Annotated in this window: 14 protein-coding genes; 10 read left to right on the forward strand and 4 right to left on the reverse strand. The window is 36.0% G+C overall.

Annotated features, from left to right (window positions below):
* Positions 1-328: 328 nt before the first annotated feature.
* Both AC806_RS04745 and AC806_RS04750 read right to left on the reverse strand, forming a co-directional pair.
* The gene (locus AC806_RS04745) at positions 329-1,066 is read right to left on the reverse strand and encodes an amino acid ABC transporter ATP-binding protein (RefSeq protein ID WP_014124682.1); all 738 of its coding nucleotides are present in this window, start codon (positions 1,064-1,066) and stop codon (positions 329-331) included.
* Position 1,067: 1 nt separating this feature from the next.
* Positions 1,068-3,233: an amino acid ABC transporter substrate-binding protein/permease gene (locus tag AC806_RS04750; protein WP_014124683.1), complete on the reverse strand. Its 2,166-nt coding sequence runs from the start codon at positions 3,231-3,233 to the stop codon at positions 1,068-1,070.
* Between the two features lie 303 nt (positions 3,234-3,536).
* Between AC806_RS04750 and uvrB the strand changes: the two genes are divergently transcribed.
* The 5 genes from uvrB (at position 3,537) to whiA (ending at position 11,345) form a co-directional block, all read left to right on the forward strand.
* Complete coding sequence (gene uvrB, locus AC806_RS04755) at positions 3,537-5,519, forward strand: excinuclease ABC subunit UvrB (RefSeq protein WP_069028903.1); 1,983 nt, start codon at positions 3,537-3,539, stop codon at positions 5,517-5,519.
* A gap of 17 nt (positions 5,520-5,536) precedes the next feature.
* Positions 5,537-8,362 carry an excinuclease ABC subunit UvrA gene (gene uvrA / locus AC806_RS04760; protein WP_069028904.1) on the forward strand — a complete coding sequence of 942 codons (2,826 nt, stop codon included), beginning with the start codon at positions 5,537-5,539 and terminating at the stop codon, positions 8,360-8,362.
* Positions 8,363-8,502: 140 nt separating this feature from the next.
* Positions 8,503-9,387 (forward strand): RNase adapter RapZ, encoded by an 885-nt coding sequence (rapZ, locus tag AC806_RS04765; protein ID WP_069028905.1) that lies wholly within the window; start codon positions 8,503-8,505, stop codon positions 9,385-9,387.
* Positions 9,384-10,385, forward strand: coding sequence for a gluconeogenesis factor YvcK family protein (locus AC806_RS04770; RefSeq protein WP_069028906.1), 1,002 nt, complete (start codon positions 9,384-9,386; stop codon positions 10,383-10,385). The genes rapZ and AC806_RS04770 overlap by 4 nt, the downstream gene beginning before the upstream one ends.
* A gap of 24 nt (positions 10,386-10,409) precedes the next feature.
* The gene (gene whiA / locus AC806_RS04775) at positions 10,410-11,345 is read left to right on the forward strand and encodes a DNA-binding protein WhiA (protein WP_069028907.1); all 936 of its coding nucleotides are present in this window, start codon (positions 10,410-10,412) and stop codon (positions 11,343-11,345) included.
* 70 nt (positions 11,346-11,415) lie between these two features.
* Here whiA and AC806_RS04780 read toward each other — a convergent pair whose 3' ends face one another.
* On the reverse strand, positions 11,416-11,931 hold the full coding sequence (locus AC806_RS04780; RefSeq protein ID WP_069028908.1) for a thioredoxin domain-containing protein: 516 nt from the start codon (positions 11,929-11,931) through the stop codon (positions 11,416-11,418).
* A gap of 363 nt (positions 11,932-12,294) precedes the next feature.
* Between AC806_RS04780 and cdaA the strand changes: the two genes are divergently transcribed.
* The 5 genes from cdaA (at position 12,295) to AC806_RS04805 (ending at position 17,033) form a co-directional block, all read left to right on the forward strand.
* The gene (cdaA, locus tag AC806_RS04785) at positions 12,295-13,185 is read left to right on the forward strand and encodes a diadenylate cyclase CdaA (protein ID WP_014124690.1); all 891 of its coding nucleotides are present in this window, start codon (positions 12,295-12,297) and stop codon (positions 13,183-13,185) included.
* Positions 13,185-14,405 carry a CdaR family protein gene (locus AC806_RS04790; RefSeq protein ID WP_061840954.1) on the forward strand — a complete coding sequence of 407 codons (1,221 nt, stop codon included), beginning with the start codon at positions 13,185-13,187 and terminating at the stop codon, positions 14,403-14,405. The genes cdaA and AC806_RS04790 overlap by 1 nt, the downstream gene beginning before the upstream one ends.
* A gap of 7 nt (positions 14,406-14,412) precedes the next feature.
* Positions 14,413-15,771 (forward strand): phosphoglucosamine mutase, encoded by a 1,359-nt coding sequence (gene glmM, locus AC806_RS04795; protein ID WP_061840955.1) that lies wholly within the window; start codon positions 14,413-14,415, stop codon positions 15,769-15,771.
* A gap of 102 nt (positions 15,772-15,873) precedes the next feature.
* Entirely contained in the window at positions 15,874-16,398 is a 525-nt protein-coding gene (locus AC806_RS04800; RefSeq protein WP_061840956.1) for an HdeD family acid-resistance protein, read from the forward strand.
* A 140-nt stretch (positions 16,399-16,538) separates the two neighbouring features.
* The gene (locus tag AC806_RS04805; RefSeq protein ID WP_227869063.1) at positions 16,539-17,033 is read left to right on the forward strand and encodes a hypothetical protein; all 495 of its coding nucleotides are present in this window, start codon (positions 16,539-16,541) and stop codon (positions 17,031-17,033) included.
* Between the two features lie 47 nt (positions 17,034-17,080).
* On the opposite strand, the gene AC806_RS04810 is transcribed toward AC806_RS04805, so the two are convergent.
* Entirely contained in the window at positions 17,081-17,680 is a 600-nt protein-coding gene (locus AC806_RS04810; protein WP_061840957.1) for a nitroreductase family protein, read from the reverse strand.
* Between the last annotated feature and the right edge of the window lie 159 nt (positions 17,681-17,839).

The raw sequence follows: 17,839 nt of genomic DNA on the forward strand, positions 1-17,839 counted from the left end.
CCTATTTGTTGTAATTTTTAATTACTAGCCTCAATAAAAGGTGGTTAAATCGAAGATATTGTTTATTCAGCTGTTAAATAAATAAAAATACCGATTAAAATTAGAAAAATACGGAATTGATTTACCAAAACCCGTCGAAAAAGAAGCCGAGATTGTAGATGAAGAGTAAATTTTCTCAAATAAAACTGAATACTGTTAAATAGCACAAAGAAACAAGCGAGTTATGTTGTATGAAAGAAAATAGCACAAAGGAATAAGAAAGTTATGTTGTATGAAATAAAATAACACAAAAAAAGTTCTCGCTAAAACGAGAACTACTTTTTACTATTTAGATATTCAATACTTTGTCTAGGAAATCTTTTGTTCGCTCGTTTTTAGGATGATTGAAAACTTCATCGGGTTTACCGTCTTCTAAAAAATAACCGTCATCAATGAACATTATACGATTTGCAACTTCTTTGGCAAATCCCATTTCATGGGTAACGATGACCATTGTCATTCCTTGATCTGCTAATTTTTTCATGACTTTCAAAACATCTCCGACCATTTCGGGATCTAATGCAGAAGTAGGTTCATCAAATAACATGATATCTGGATTCATAGCTAAAGCACGGGCGATGGCTACACGTTGTTTTTGTCCGCCGGAAAGACTTTCAGGATAGACATTCTTTTTATCGGATAGTCCTACTGTTTGTAATAATTCATCTGCGCGTTCTTCTGTCTCTTTTTTGTTTTTACCTTTTACATCTAGAGGCGCTAAAGTAATATTTTCTAAAATAGATAAGTGAGGGAATAAGTTAAAATGTTGAAAAACCATGCCAATATGTTGACGTATTTGGTTAATGTCAGTTTTTTTATCGGTCAAATGCTCACCATCAATGATAATTTGTCCGCTAGTAGCTTCTTCTAAGCGATTCAGACATCTTAAAAAGGTGGATTTACCGGAACCGGAAGGACCGATAACACAAATAACTTCGCCTTCTTTAATGCTTGTTGTAATATCGTTTAATACAGTATTATCTCCGAATTTTTTCACTAGATTTTCAATTGCAATTTTTTCCTTCATATTATTTCACCTTCTTTTCAAGTACTTTTGCTAGTTTTGTTAAAGCAGTAATTACAATCAAGTACATAATTGCAATAATCAAATAGACATAGGTACTTTGCATTGTTCGTGCAACAATGATTTTTCCTGTTTGTAGTAATTCGACAACTCCGATAACTGAAATGATTGTGGTATCTTTTAAAGAGATAACGAATTGATTAACAAAAGATGGAATCATAATTTTGATTGCTTGTGGTAAAATGATTTTTTGCATCGTTTTGTTATAGGTTAATCCTAAACTTCGTGAGGCCTCCATTTGACCTGTTGGCACAGCATTTATTCCACCTCTGACAATTTCTGCAATATAAGCGCTCGCGTTTAATGTCAATGTAATAACACCTGCTGTAAAGTCAGGAATGGTTATGCCAATTGCATCAGATAAACCAAAGAAAATAAAGAAGGCCAAAACCATCATCGGTATACCACGAATCACATCAACATAAATTGAAGCGATCGTCCGTAATGTTTTAATAGGCGCTACACTAAAGAGACCTATGATAACACCAACGATCAAAGCTAAAGCAAAAGAAATCAAAGCTAAAGCCATCGTTTTCCATAAACCGTTCAATAATACTTTATAGTTATTTTTAATTAAGCCGATAAGAGAAGATTCATCGGCAGAAGATTCGCTGGCCGTAGCATCTCCGCTATCATCGATATAATTTGCAATAATTTGGTCGTATTCACCAGTTCGTTGCATCTCTTTTAAACCTTCATTGAACATTTCTAATAGTTCAGGATTTTCTCCCTTTTTAACTGCAAAGCCGTATTCACCACCAGATTCGCGTTCAATAGGTGTCTCAAGTGCCTGTCCTTGAGCAACGGAATAACCTATAACCGGGTAATCATCCATTAAAGCATCGATTGCATCAACGCTTACAGCCTCATATAGCTGATCAGCATCGTCATATAATTTTACATTATAACCGTATTCGTCCTCATGCTCATCTAAAAAGTCAGCACTTTCGGTTCCAACCTTAGCTCCCACAGTTTTTCCGTCTAAATCTTCATAAGAGCTGATATCATCATCGTTACCTTCTTGTACGGCTAATTGAATACCACTTTCAAAATAAGAATCCGAAAAATCAAAACTTTCTTCTCGTTCATCTGTGATAGACATTCCAGCAATCATACCATCTGCTTGATTGCCTTCAACAGCTTGCACTGCACCGGAAAAGCCTATATGGTTGAAAGTAATGTTGAAATCTTGTAATTCGGCAGCACGCTTCATTAAATCAACATCGATACCAATATATTCATTTTCATCGTTTTGAAATTCAAAAGGCGCAAAAGCAGTGTCACTAGCAATTACATATTCGTCTTTTTTGGCTTCTACATTTTTCATCTCGCCAGATTCTTCGCTGTTACCCTCTGTTTCTACATATTTATCGACGATTTCATCATATTCTCCAGAGTCTTTCAATTTCTTTAATCCAGCATTGAATTTTTCTAGCAGTTCTTCATTCTGCCCTTTTTTAACTGCAAAACCATAGGGATTTCCCGCCTCTGGTTCACCAACTAAGGATAATTCTTCTCCTTGTTTAATTGCATAACCAAGGACTGGAAAATCATCAAAAATAGCTTCGACGGTGTTATTGTCAACAGCTCCATAAAGTCCAGACGCATCATCGTAGTTTTTAACATCAAAGTTATATTTATCTTTATTATCTTCTAAAAAATCTGCACTTTCGGTACCCACTTTAGCGCCTACCGTTTTACCCTCTAAGTCCTTGTAAGATTTTATCTCATCATTCCCCTGGGCAACTGCCATTTGTATACCGCTGTCGTAGTAGGGGTCGGAAAAGTCAAAACTTTGCTCCCTTTCTTCAGTGATCGACATTCCTGCGATCATGCCATCAAGTTGATTAGATTGTACGCCTTGCACCGAACTATCGAATCCTAAAGGACGTAAATTTATTTTAAATCCTTGATCTTCGGCGATCGCATTTAATATATCAATATCGATACCTTCGTATTCGTTATCATCATTTTGAAATTCGAAAGGAGCAAATGTCACGTCTGTTCCAATATCATAGGTTTTTTCCGCAGCTGAAACAGTTTTACTCCCACAAAAAAATAAAGTAATAAACACAGAAAGTAACGAAATAAGTATCGTTCTTTTTTTCATTTAAAAATTCCTCCTTTAAAGACAATTGAAAATCAGGGTCTAGATTAAAATAAATTATTTCCGTTAAATTGTCTTAATAAAGAAGATTATATCCTAAAGTTTTTAAACAAAGCAAGAAAATTAGAATAAAAAATACAAAAATGTCTAAAAAAATCACGAATTACGTAAGAAAACCTAACATTTTAGAGAAATTATAGAAAAAAGTAAAAAAATAGCGAAAGTACGTTCGGTGTGTTAGAATAGTATAGGAAAAGCAATGATTTGCATATAGGATAGTTTTATCCAGAAAGAAGGCAGACGTTTATGATTGAAAAAGAATTATCACATCAATTTGAACTTGTTTCAAATTATCAGCCGTCAGGGGATCAACCTGAAGCAATTGCAGAATTAACTGATGGGGTGTTAGATCATAAAAAGGCTCAAATTCTTTTAGGTGCTACCGGAACGGGGAAGACTTATACTATTTCAAATGTGATCCAAAATGTAAATAAGCCAACACTGATTATTGCTCACAATAAAACACTAGCGGGTCAGCTATATGGAGAATTTAAGGAATTTTTCCCTAATAATGCGGTGGAGTACTTCGTAAGTTATTATGATTATTATCAACCAGAAGCTTACGTCCCATCAAGCGATACTTATATTGAAAAAGATTCCAGTATTAATGATGAAATTGATAAATTACGCCATTCAGCCACTAGCTCGTTATTAGAACGTAATGACGTTGTTGTTGTTGCTTCAGTATCGTGTATTTTTGGTTTAGGTTCACCAATGGAATATCAAAAACAAGTTGTTTCTTTGCGTCAAGGAATGGAAATCTCTCGAGATGACTTATTACACTCATTGATCGATATCCAATTTGAACGTAATGATATAGATTTTCAACGGGGGCGTTTTCGTGTAAGAGGCGATGTCGTTGAAATCTTTCCGGCTTCACGTGCTGAGCGAGCTTTAAGAGTTGAATTTTTTGGTGATGAAATCGATCGAATACGCGAAGTCGATGCATTAACGGGTGAAATATTAAATGAAACCGAGCATGTTTCTATTTTCCCAGCTACTCACTTTGTGACAGATGAAGATCATATGGAAACTGCTATTGCCTCGATCAAACAAGAATTAGATACTCGTTTAGCCATTTTAAAAGAAAATAATAAATTATTAGAAGCACAACGATTAGAACAAAGAACGAATTATGATATTGAAATGTTGCGAGAAATGGGCTATACTTCAGGCATTGAAAACTACTCTAGACATATGGACGGAAGAGAAGAAGGAGAGCCCCCGTATACACTATTAGACTTTTTCCCTGAGGACTTTTTAATAGTGATCGATGAATCTCACGTAACTATGCCGCAAATTCGCGGGATGTATAATGGAGACCGGGCCAGAAAACAGATGCTGGTTGACTATGGTTTTCGTTTACCTTCAGCCTTAGACAACCGACCATTAAGGTTAGAAGAATTCGAAAAACATGTGAATCAGATTATTTATGTTTCTGCGACACCAGGTCCTTACGAATACGACCAGACAGATACGGTGGTTGAACAAATCATTCGTCCAACTGGTTTATTGGATCCAGTGATTGATGTCCGTCCTATTATGGGACAGATCGATGATCTTGTAGGGGAAATCAATGAACGTGTGGAAAGAGACGAGCGTGTTTTTGTTACAACTTTAACTAAAAAAATGGCGGAAGATTTAACCGACTATTTCCGAGAATTAGGAATAAAAGTCAAGTACCTTCACAGTGATATTAAAACATTAGAACGAACAGAAATTATCCGCAACTTGCGATTAGGTGAGTTTGATGTTTTAGTAGGAATTAACTTACTAAGAGAAGGTTTAGATGTGCCTGAAGTTTCTCTTGTCGCGATATTAGACGCTGATAAAGAAGGCTTTTTGCGTAGCGAACGTTCCCTTGTACAAACGATGGGAAGAGCGGCTAGAAACGCTGATGGTGAGGTTGTGATGTATGCTGATAAAGTGACTGATTCTATGCAAAATGCTATAGATGAAACCACTCGTCGTCGTAAAATTCAAGAAGCATACAATGAAGAACACGGGATTGTTCCACAAACAGTTAAAAAAGATGTTCGAGATTTAATTTCAATTTCTTCTGTTACCGAAGAAGGCGAAGAAAAACAAGTCTCTTACGAAGATCTTACAAAAGATGAAAAAGAAGATTTAATTGAAAAATTAAATACAGAAATGAAAGAAGCTGCTAAATCGCAGAATTTTGAAAAAGCAGCTAATTTACGTGATTCGATTTTAGAATTAAAAGCTTAATAGTTCGGGGGAAGAATATGCCAAACGATAATATAGTGATACATGGTGCTCGTGCCCATAATTTAAAAAATGTAGATGTGACCATTCCCAGAGATGAACTGGTAGTGGTCACAGGTTTGTCTGGATCAGGAAAAAGTTCTTTGGCTTTTGATACGCTGTATGCAGAAGGACAGCGGCGTTATGTAGAAAGTCTTTCCTCTTATGCCAGACAATTTTTAGGTCAAATGGATAAGCCGGATGTTGATAGTATTGATGGTTTAAGTCCAGCTATTTCGATTGACCAAAAAACGACTAGTAAAAATCCTCGTTCAACCGTCGGTACAGTGACTGAAATCAATGATTATTTGCGGTTACTGTACGCTCGTGTTGGACATCCGATTTGTCCTAATGACCATGTGGAAATTACCAGTCAGTCACCGGAACAAATGGTTGACCAAGTACTTGAATTACCAGAAAGAAGTAGGATTCAACTGCTTGCGCCAGTCATTTCTCAAAAAAAGGGTCAACATAAGAAGACTTTGGAACAGGTACAAAAAGAAGGATATGTACGTGTAAGAGTTGATAATGAGATTTATGACATAACAGAGGTGCCTGAACTTGAGAAAAATAAAAAACATGATATTGCGATCGTTGTAGATCGTATCGTCATTAAAGAGGGCATTCGTTCTCGTTTATTTGATTCCCTTGAATCAGCGCTTCGGTTATCTGATGGTTACGCCATCGTCGATGTGACTGATGGAGAAGATATGCTTTTTAGTGAACATTATTCTTGTCCTTACTGTGGTTTTACCGTAGGTGAATTAGAACCACGTTTATTCTCTTTTAATGCGCCTTTTGGTGCTTGCCCAGAGTGTGACGGTTTAGGGATAAAATTAGAAGTAGACATTGATTTAGTTATCCCTGATCAAACAAAAACTTTACACCAGGGGGCAATTGTTCCTTGGAATCCTATCAGTTCTCAATATTATCCGCAGATGTTAGAACAAGCTTGTCAGGATTTTGGGATTGATATGGATACACCTTTTGAAGAGCTTACAAAAGAACAGAAAGATATTGTATTAAATGGGTCCAATGGTCGTCATTTTCACTTTCATTATAAAAATGATTTTGGTAATGTTCGTGATGTAGATATGCCTTTTGAAGGAGTGATGGTCAATATCAAACGTCGCTATCATGAAACAAACAGTGACTTTACTAGAGAACAAATGCGCTTGTATATGACAGAGTTGACCTGTCAACTTTGTCACGGTTACCGTTTAAATGATAAGGCGCTTTCCGTGAAAATAAATGGAGAGCATATCGGAGAAGTTAGTGATTTAGCGATTAATTATGCCTATGATTTTGTTGAAGATCTCAAATTATCACAACAGGAACAAATGATTGCGCAACCTATCGTTAAAGAAATCGGAGATCGTTTGAGCTTTTTACAAAATGTGGGTTTAGATTATTTGACTTTGAGCCGTTCGGCAGGTACTCTTTCTGGTGGTGAAGCACAACGGATTCGTTTAGCAACGCAGATCGGTTCTAATTTATCTGGGGTATTATATATTCTAGATGAACCTTCTATTGGATTACATCAACGAGATAATGATCGTTTGCTAGGCTCTTTAAAGAAAATGCGCGATTTAGGCAATACTTTGATTGTGGTGGAACATGACGAAGATACGATGCGCTCTGCTGACTATTTAATCGATGTGGGTCCAGGAGCAGGAGATTATGGTGGCGAGATCGTAGCTTCTGGTACGCCAGAACAAGTGGCCGAGAATCCTCATTCCTTAACAGGGGAGTATCTTAGCGGAAGAAGGGAAATTCCTTTACCTAAAAAACGTCGTAAGGGAAATAAAAAAAATATTACTTTAACGGGTGCCCAAGAAAATAATTTGAAAAATATTAATGTTAAGTTTCCTCTTGGGAAATTTATTACAGTAACGGGTGTATCAGGTTCAGGTAAATCAACTTTGATTAATGAAATCTTAAGAAAAGCTCTTGCTCAGCGTTTGAATAAGAATTCAAAAAAACCAGGAAAATTTAAAAAGATCACAGGTTTTGAAAACATTGAAAAAATTATTAATATTGATCAAAGTCCGATTGGCCGAACACCTCGTAGTAACCCTGCTACTTATACGAGTGTGTTTGATGATATTCGCGAACTATTTGCGCAAACGAATGAAGCGAAAATACGCGGTTATAAGAAGGGGCGTTTTAGCTTTAATATCAAAGGTGGACGTTGCGAAGCTTGTAAAGGTGACGGCATCATAAAAATAGAAATGCATTTTCTACCAGATATTTATGTTCCTTGTGAAGTTTGCCATGGTAAACGATATAATTCCGAAACTTTAGAAGTACATTATAAGGGTAAAAATATCTCAGAAGTATTAGATATGACCGTTGATGACGCTTTTGAATTTTTCCAAAATATCCCTAAAATCAGTCGTAAGCTTCAAACGATTGTGGATGTAGGCTTAGGTTATGTCAAATTGGGTCAGCCGGCGACTACTTTATCTGGCGGGGAAGCGCAACGAATGAAGCTGGCTAGTGAACTACAAAAAAATTCTAACGGTAAAAACTTTTATATTCTAGATGAACCGACTACCGGCTTACATTCAGACGATATTCTTAGGTTATTACAGGTGCTAGATCGTTTAGTCGATGCTGGCAATACAGTTTTAGTGATTGAACATAATTTAGATGTCATAAAATCTGCTGACCACGTGATTGATTTAGGGCCAGAAGGTGGAGAAAATGGTGGTACAGTTATAGCAACAGGTACGCCAGAACAAATTGCAGCTAGTCCAGATAGCTATACTGGGCAGTACTTAAAAAAATTAGTTGAAAAATCATGACTTTTTTGAGCAATTACTTTAGGTGATTGCTCTTTTTGTACTCGTAAAAAAATTTTTAATTATTTCAAAAATCATTCGAAAAGATACGCCCGGAGTGTTATAATAAGAAGAATAGAATGTTCGAGCAAGGAGAGAAGAAGATGTCTGATCATTTAGATTTAGTAATCATCACTGGGATGAGTGGCGCAGGAAAGACTGTAGCCATCCAAAGTTTTGAAGATTTAGGTTATTTTTGTATAGATAACATGCCGCCTAATTTAATTCCTAAGTTTTGGGAATTGATCAAAGAGTCTGGTAAGATAACAAAGATTGCCTTAGTTGTGGATTTGCGCTCCAGGTCTTTTTTTGAAGAAATTCAAGCAATGTTAGTAGAAATTGAAAATACGGCTTTTATCAATACACGTGTACTGTTTTTAGATGCTTCAGACAGTGAATTAGTTTCGCGTTATAAAGAAACACGCCGTACACATCCATTAGCTATGGATGGTTTGATTACAGAAGGTATCAGAAAAGAACGAGCTGTTTTAGAAGAATTAAAAGCAGATGCGTCGATTGTTATAGATACGACAGAATTATCACCAAGACAGCTGCGAGAAAAAATCAATGAAGAGTTTCGTAGTTCAACTGATACCGGCTTTCGTATTGAAATGGTATCTTTTGGATATAAATATGGGCTGCCGATTGATGCTGATATCGTGATGGACGTGCGCTTTTTACCTAACCCTCATTATATTGCTGAATTACGTCCATTAACTGGACTAGAAGAACCAGTTTATGATTATGTGATGGGTTTTTCTTCAACTGAAAATTTTTATCAGCAATTTCTATCTTTATTGCAATCGATCTTACCTGGCTATGTAGAGGAAGGAAAAAGCAATCTATTAGTTGCTATTGGTTGTACAGGTGGCCAACACCGTTCAGTCGCATTGACTCAAAGAATCGGAGAAGCCTTGGCACAAGACTATAAGGTGAATATCACCCATAGAGACAAGGCTAAAAGGAAAGAGACGGTGAATCGCTCGTGAGAATGAAAACCTACCGTATTAGACGTCCTAAGGTTGTTGTGATGGGTGGAGGTACTGGACTACCCGTAATACTCAAAAGTTTGCGTAACCAAGGGGTGGATATTACTGCTGTGGTTACAGTCGCTGATGACGGAGGAAGCAGCGGACAGTTGCGTGACTCGGTGACTTCAGTAACACCTCCTGGAGATCTACGTAATGTACTAGTGGCTTTATCTGATATGCCAAAACTTTATTCAGATATTTTTCAATATCGTTTTAAAAAAGAAGATAAGTTTTTGGCTAATCATGCATTAGGAAATTTAATTATCGCTGGCATGTCTGAGATGCGCGGCAGTACATATGCAGCAATTCAATTGTTATCCAAAATGATGCACGTTGAAGGCAATATTTATCCTTCTTCTGATGAACCACTTGTACTACAAGCAAACTTTAAAGATGGGACGAGTGTGATAGGCGAATCTAAGATTGCTTTGGATCGTAAAACAATCGACAATGTCTCTGTTAGAAATCAAGCAAATGATGGTAAACCTAAAGCAGCTAAAAAGGTTGTTTCCTCTATTTTAGAAGCGGATATGATCGTTTTAGGTCCAGGAAGCTTATTTACCAGTATTTTACCTAATTTGATGATTTCAGAAATCGGACAAGCAATGCTACAGACAGAGGCAGAAACAGTTTATATTTGTAACATCATGACGCAAAAAGGTGAAACTGAACATTTTACAGACGCAGATCATGTACGTGTATTAAATGAACATTTAGGCGAGGCTTTTATTGATACTGTCTTAGTAAATACTGAAAAAGTTCCGGATGGTTATATGAATGTTGAAGTTTATGATGAGTATTTATTACAAGTGCAGCACGATTTTAAAGGACTAAGGAGTCTAGGTTGTCGTGTGGTATCCACCGACTTTCTTGAGTTAAGAGACGGTGGTGTTTTCCACGATGGCAATAAAGTTGTCGAAGAATTGTTACGAATTGTTTATGAAGCCAAAAATTAAAAAGAATTGGAAAGGGGTGCAATGATGTCTTTTGCTGCGGATGTAAAAAAAGAGTTAACAAGTCTAGAAGTACATCGTGAACATGCTAAAGCCGAACTTGCTGCCTTAATTCGCATGAATGGCTCATTAAGTCTTTTTAATCAACGTCTTATCTTAAATGTACAGACAGAAAATGCTGCGATCGCAAGACGAATTTATTCTTTATTAAAAGAACATTTTAATGTACGTAGCGAACTTTTAGTTCGACGAAAGATGAAATTAAAGAAAAACAATGTTTATATTGTTCGTCTAAAACAAGATACAAGACGTGTTTTAGATGAACTAAGTATTATGGAAAACGGAGTGCCTACTGCTCAGGTAAGTAATGATATTATAGGAGATACGCAGAAAATGCGTTCGTACTTACGGGGGGCTTTTATGGCTACGGGATCGATCAATAACCCGGAAACGAGCCGTTATCATTTGGAAATTTATTCTACATATGAAGCGCATAATCAAGATATTTGTAAGATGTTAAATGATTATGATTTAAATGCACGAACATTAGAAAGAAGAAATGGTCATATTTCTTATTTGAAGGGCGCGGAGCATATCGCTGATTTTCTTACTTTGATCGGCGCAACAAATTCTATGCTTAAATTTGAAGATGTACGGATTGTACGCGATATGAGAAATTCTGTTAATCGATTGGTGAATTGTGAGACAGCAAATATGAATAAAACAATCGATGCTGCTTCTAAACAGATTCAAAATATCCAATTTATTGAAGATCGTGTTGGTTTGTCTGCCTTGCCAGATAAACTACAAGAAATCGCGGAATTGCGTTTGGTTCATCCAGAAATTAGTCTGAAAGAACTAGGAGAGATGTTGCCCTCAGGTGCGATATCTAAATCGGGGATTAACCATCGCATTCGAAAAATCAATGAATTTGCGGACAAGCTAAAAAAAGATGTAGTATAAAAAAACACCCCATAATTGTTAGACATAATATCTAATCATTATGGGTGTTTTAAATAGCGCTCGGTGTTTTTTATTCACTAATATAATCGTTTAATGTTTTTTGATCGATATTTTCATCAAAGATATGTTCACCAAGAATTAAGGTTGGTACTGATGAGATATTGGCTTTTTTACTTTCTTGTACAATTTCTTCAGCGATATCTAAATGATGATGTTCGCTTAACCCTAGTTCGTTTCTAGCGTAATTGGCTACCTCTTGTAAGGGCAGATTTCCCCACTCATCTTGAGAAGCAAAAATACGAGTCATATCTTCAAGCGCTTGATCGCTATCATCGTCTGTCACAAAGCGATGCATTACATTTCCGCGCTGTAATGATTCCTTAGTACGGTCTAATAACTTAACCACACGATTTAATTTTCCATCTGTGACAGCTTTATTCAAAGTATCTTTAGACTCTGTAAACCATTGTTTGCAAAAGGGACAGTTTAAATTAATAAATTCCACTGTTGTTTTGGGTGCTTTTTTTCCGATGAGAATACCGTAATCAGTGTTTACCTCTTCTTTGTTAATTGCTGAGATATCCATACAAGAATTCCTCCTTCTTTTTCCTCCAGTGTAACGTTTTTTTAAGCGATTGTGAATCAATTCGTTTTTGATATATGAAAATAGCGGCTTAATCAATGGCAAATACAGAGTGAAAAAAAGCTATTGGGTTGATATTTTAACTTAAAAAACTTGAAAACGAAAAAGCTGTATTAAATTAACCCTTGGATTTGAGAATTTTAATCAAGGTTATCAATATTTTCCCGGCTTATATTTTTTCAAAGTGAATAAAATGTTATTTTTTTTTGAAAAAATAAAAAGGAAGTAACTTTTTTATCAACAACAGAAAAAAGCTATGCTATACTGTAACAGAGAGTGTAGTCTTAGAGTAAAGGAAGGCTTTATATGTCGTTTAACATTGCAGAACTTTTTGATTTAGATTATTGGAGACAGTTATTATCTGTGGATTTTTTTTCTGTTCCTTTTTTTATCAATATTTTAGATATCTTGGTTGTTTGGTATCTTGTATATAAATTGATACAGATGGTACAAGGGACAAAGGCGATCCAACTATTCAAGGGCGTTGTGATGTTTATTGCTATTCGCTTCTTAGCTGAAGTGATTGGACTTCACACTTTGTCTTGGTTGATGGATCAAGTCATTACTTATGGTGTTATTGCTGCAATTGTCATTTTTCAGCCTGAGATTCGTCGCGGCTTGGAACACTTGGGGCGAACAACCTTTTTTACCCCGACAAAAACAGAGAAGGATCAGGGAGAAACAATGATTCAAGCCTTTGATAAGGCGATCCAATATATGGCCAAACGTAAGATTGGCGCCTTGATTACCATTGAACGTAATACAGGACTAGAAGAATACGTGGAAACTGGGATTAGTTTAGATGCGGATATTACTGGAGAACTTTTAATCAATATCTTCATTCCCAATACGCCACTACATGATGGTGCTGTAATTGTTAGAAATGGAAAAGTTGCGGTATCGAGCGCTTATCTACCGTTATCTGATAGTAATATGATTTCTAAAGAGTATGGTACTAGGCACCGAGCAGCTGTTGGTGTTTCAGAAGTTAGCGACGCTTTAACAATTGTGGTTTCTGAAGAAACTGGCGGCGTAACTTTGACTTTGAATAACCAGATGTACAATGAATTAAGTCAAGAAGAGTATTTAAAATTGCTTAGAGATACACTGGTTGTAGAAAATACTGAGAAGAGTAAAAAGAATTTTTTCAGAAGCCTTTTAGATGAATTGAATAAGTTGAGTAAAGGAGGCAAATGATGCTTAAGAAAAAGAAAAAAAGCAATGTTGTCTACGGACTCTTAGCTTTATTTATCAGTCTGCTTCTGTTTTTCAATGCTAATGGTTCAAATTTTCAAAATAGTATTGCTTCTTCAGAAACTTTTGATGAAACAGCACATGATGTTCCTATTACCATTGACTATGATTCTGATGAGTATTACATTCAAGGTTATGAAAAAACGGCTGATGTGACATTAAGTGGTGCTAACCGAGTTCAGTTAAATGCAGAAGCTAACGAAGAAACACGAAATTTTGAAGTAGTTGCTGATTTAACTGATTTAGAAGAAGGTACTCACGATGTTCCTCTTGAAATAGAGAACTTAAGTAATAGTGTAGACGCTAGCGCAGAGCCAGATACTTTAACAGTTACGATTGAAAAAAAAGAGACGAAAAATTTTCAAATTGATACACAAGATCTAGAAGATAAACTGCAAGATGGTTTTGAGTTAGATAATCTGGCTGTTTCCCCGCAAGAAGTAGAAGTTACTTCAGGAGAAGAGACAATGAAAGATATTTCTAGAGTGGTTGTTTCCTCTGATTTAGAAACAATTAATGAAAATATTTCTGATAGTTTTCCTTTACAAGCTGTCGATGAAAACGGGGAAAGCTTGTCTGCAAGTTTGAGTCCACAAAATGTGGACCTTAGTATGGAGGTTTCTGCGCCAGATAAGGAAGTTAGTTTAGAACCCTCTCAGACAGGTGAAGTTGCAGAAGGAGTAACTGATTACGATTTTCAATTGAGCGAAAATAGTGCTACAATAACTGGAGCACAAAATTTATTAGATGATGTAGATTCTCTTGAAGTGCCGATTGACGTAACTGATATTACAGAACCGACAACCAGAAATATTGATGTTCAAGCTCCTTCTCAGTTGACTTCTAATATTGATTCGGTAACTGTTAATATTACGCCGGTATTTGAAGATTCAACTACAGAAGAAAGTAACGGTGATGAGTCAGCGCCAGATAATCAAGCTCCAGCAAGTGAGGAAAATAATGAAGAAAATGAAAATGCAGAAGTAGAAGATACAACAACAGAAACTACAGATAGCAGTCAGATAAAGGAGAACTCGCCGGAAGAAGAAACAACTACTCAAGAAAGTCAAGAGCAAACACAAACAGAAGATTCACAGGAACAGCAAGATTCAACAGATGAACAAATAGATTCACAAGAAAATGAAGAAGAAACAGAAAGGTAAGTTGATTATGGGAAAATATTTTGGGACAGATGGTGTTAGAGGTATTGCAAATAAAGAGCTAACACCTGAATTGGCATTTAAATTAGGACGTTGTGGGGGTTATGTACTAAGTCGTCATGAAGACGAAAAAGAACAACCAAAAGTTTTAGTAGGACGAGATACACGGATGTCAGGTCAGCTATTAGAAAGTGCGCTGATTGCCGGTTTGCTTTCGGTGGGAATTGAAGTCTTTCAGTTGGGCGTGATTTCAACACCCGGAGTTGCTTACTTAACTCGTGTCCAAAAAGCCAGCTCTGGTGTAATGATTTCTGCCTCACATAATCCAGCAGCAGATAATGGGATTAAATTTTTCGGAAATGATGGATTTAAATTGGCAGACGAAAAAGAGCTAGAAATTGAAGCTTTACTTGATTCTGAGGAAGATGATCTTCCACGCCCTTCGGCTGATGGTCTAGGATCTTTAGAAGAATTTCCTGAAGGGATGCTGAAATATTCGCAGTATTTGCAACAAACAATTAAAGACGACTTATCTGGACTTACGGTATGTATAGATGCTGCCAATGGAGCAACTGCGCCTACTGTGAATCGTTTATTTGCTGATTTGGAAACAGATTTTTATACAATAGGTACTTCTCCTAACGGTGTTAATATTAATGATGGTGTAGGTTCTACTCACCCAGAACAACTAGCTGATTTTGTAGTAGAAAAACAAGCCGATGTAGGTATTGCATTTGATGGCGATGGTGATAGAGTCATTGCGGTTGATGAAAATGGGCAGATCGTTGATGGCGATAAAATTATGTACATTTGTGCAAATTATTTAGCGGAAAATGATTTGTTAAAACAAAATACGATTGTAACCACTGTAATGAGTAACTTAGGTTTTCACAAGGCAGTAGAAGCTGCTGGTTTGAATGATGTTGTGACCAAAGTTGGTGATCGTTACGTAGTTGAAGAAATGCGTAAAAATGACTACAATTTTGGTGGCGAACAATCAGGACATATGGTGTTTTTTGATTTGAATACTACGGGTGACGGCATGCTTTCGGGCATTCAATTACTTAACATCATGAAACAAACGGGCAAAAAGCTTTCTGAATTGGCAGCTAATGTGACGATTTATCCGCAAAAATTAGTTAACATTCGTGTTTCTGACAAGTACGGCGCTATGGAAGTTCCAGCAATCAAAAAAATTATTGATGACGTCGAAGCTAAACTCGGAGACCAAGGACGTATCTTAGTTCGGGCCTCTGGTACAGAACCTTTATTACGCATTATGGCAGAAGCCCCAACGGATGAAGAAGTTGATTATTACGTCAATCAAATAGCTGAAGTAGTAAGAAATGAAATAGGTTTAGATGAATAAAAACGACGATCGATCTCTTTTTTAAGATCGATCGTTTTTCTTTGCTGAATAAGACAAACGTGTGTCATAATACTCCTTAGTGAGAAAAGAGGAGGTGAAAAAATGAATGAACGAAAATCTGTTAATTGGGGCGGTCTAATTTTAGGGATACTGTTTCTTTTAATCGCGCTATTAGCATTTAACAATCCAGCTGGAAGTTTGTCTGCTATTGTCATCTTCTTTGCTATTCTTGCGATTATCAATGGCATTTTTAGTATTGTAGTTCGTAATCAGATCAAGAATATGACTGGATTTCGCGCAACCGCCTTTTTAATACTAGGTATTATCGAATTGATCCTGGGAATTATTTTATTATTTAACCTTAGCGCAGGTGTTATTGCACTATCCTATGTCTTTGCTGTTTGGTTTATCGCGGATTCAGTTAGAAACTTATTCTTCTTAGATCACGCTCGGACATTTGGTAATGGACACTACTGGCTAACGCTATTTATAAACATTATTGGAATTATAGTGGGTCTGATGTTATTTTTCGACCCAATCGTTTCGGCACTTACTATCTCATTTTTAGTTGGTTTATACTTTATATTGATCGGAATATTTTATATTGTCAATTCTTTGGACCACTAAATTTGCAAAAAAACTAAACCCTCTGGACTATCTGTTAGGAAAAGTTCAGAGGTTTTAGTTTGCTTTCAGAAATTTGAATTGGTAGTTTCTCTTTGTAGATTATTCTATCTTCTGATAAAATAGAAGGAGTTAGAAGGGTGGTGTTTACTTTGACAGTATTTACCTTATTGTTTGTTGCGTTTACAATTGTTTTATATCTATTTTTATTTTTAGTAAAAAAAGAATTGATTTTTACTGCAAAACATCAATCGCTTTTTTCAATTTTTCTTCCAATATTACTTGGCATTTTTGCAGGTAGTTTATTTATAACCACAGGAACTTTGGATGAAATAGTAAGAGGAGTTGCAGTTAGTTTAGCAATTATTAGTTATGCTGTTAATGGCAGAGGAATTGCTAGCGATCGATTTGTTATCCATCCTTTAGATAATCGTGGAATCAAATTTGATGAAGTGGATCGAGTTGTTTTATTCCGGGATGAAAAGAAAAATGAGGTCAAGATGAATTTCTTTAAATTTGGTTTACGTGGTCCTTTAATGAAATTTAGTACACCTATGGATGAACTAGTTAAATTTTTGTCAAAACATTTAAAAGAAGGAACACCTATTGATGTTGTAATGGAACCAAATAATAAATAGTACAGCTTGTTCTCTGATGTGACGCAAGCTGTACTATTTATTATTTTCTATTGTTTGAATACTTTAAAGCGTTCATCATCTGCTATAAAGTCTTTATCACCAGCCTGTTTTTCGGGTGAGCCAAAAACAAGTTGCGAGCGTAAACGCCAGTTTGTTGGGATATCCCATTGGCTGCTTACCGCTTCATCAATGACTGGATTATAATGTTGTAAATTGGCCCCCATACCAACTTCTGTTAAAGCTGTCCAAGTATTCGCTGTAGCAATACCGTTTGATTGTTCGGCCCACGTAGGAAAATTATCCGCATATAAGGCAAATTGTTCTTGTAATTGTTTGGTGATGTCAGTGTCATTAAAAAACATAGCTGTACCAAGTCCTGCTTTAAAACCCGCTAGTTTTTGCTTTGTATTTTCAAAAGCTTCTGCTGGGGTTAATGGTTTTAAAGCCTGTTCAGTTAGTTCCCATAGTTTTTCATGAGCGTCACCAAACAAAGTAATAACACGGGGTTCTTGGGCATTAAACGCGCTAGGGCTTTGTTTTACAGCCTCTTTGATTAATTCTGTAATTTCAATTTCAGATAAAGAAATATTGCGTCCTAAGGAATAAATAGAACGACGGCTTTTAATCGCATTTAAAAAATTTGACATAAAAAAATTCCACCTTTCGATTTTTTGTTACAAAATATAGTATAACCTCTTACTAAAAGTTAGTAAACAAAAAATGCTTATTTTTGTTATTAAATTTATCTTTACTAATGTGTTACACTGGTCATTGCATATGATAATATGAGTCAATTCCATTGATAA

The organism is Tetragenococcus halophilus, assembly GCF_001712815.1.
In the GTDB taxonomy this organism is placed as follows: domain Bacteria; phylum Bacillota; class Bacilli; order Lactobacillales; family Enterococcaceae; genus Tetragenococcus; species Tetragenococcus halophilus.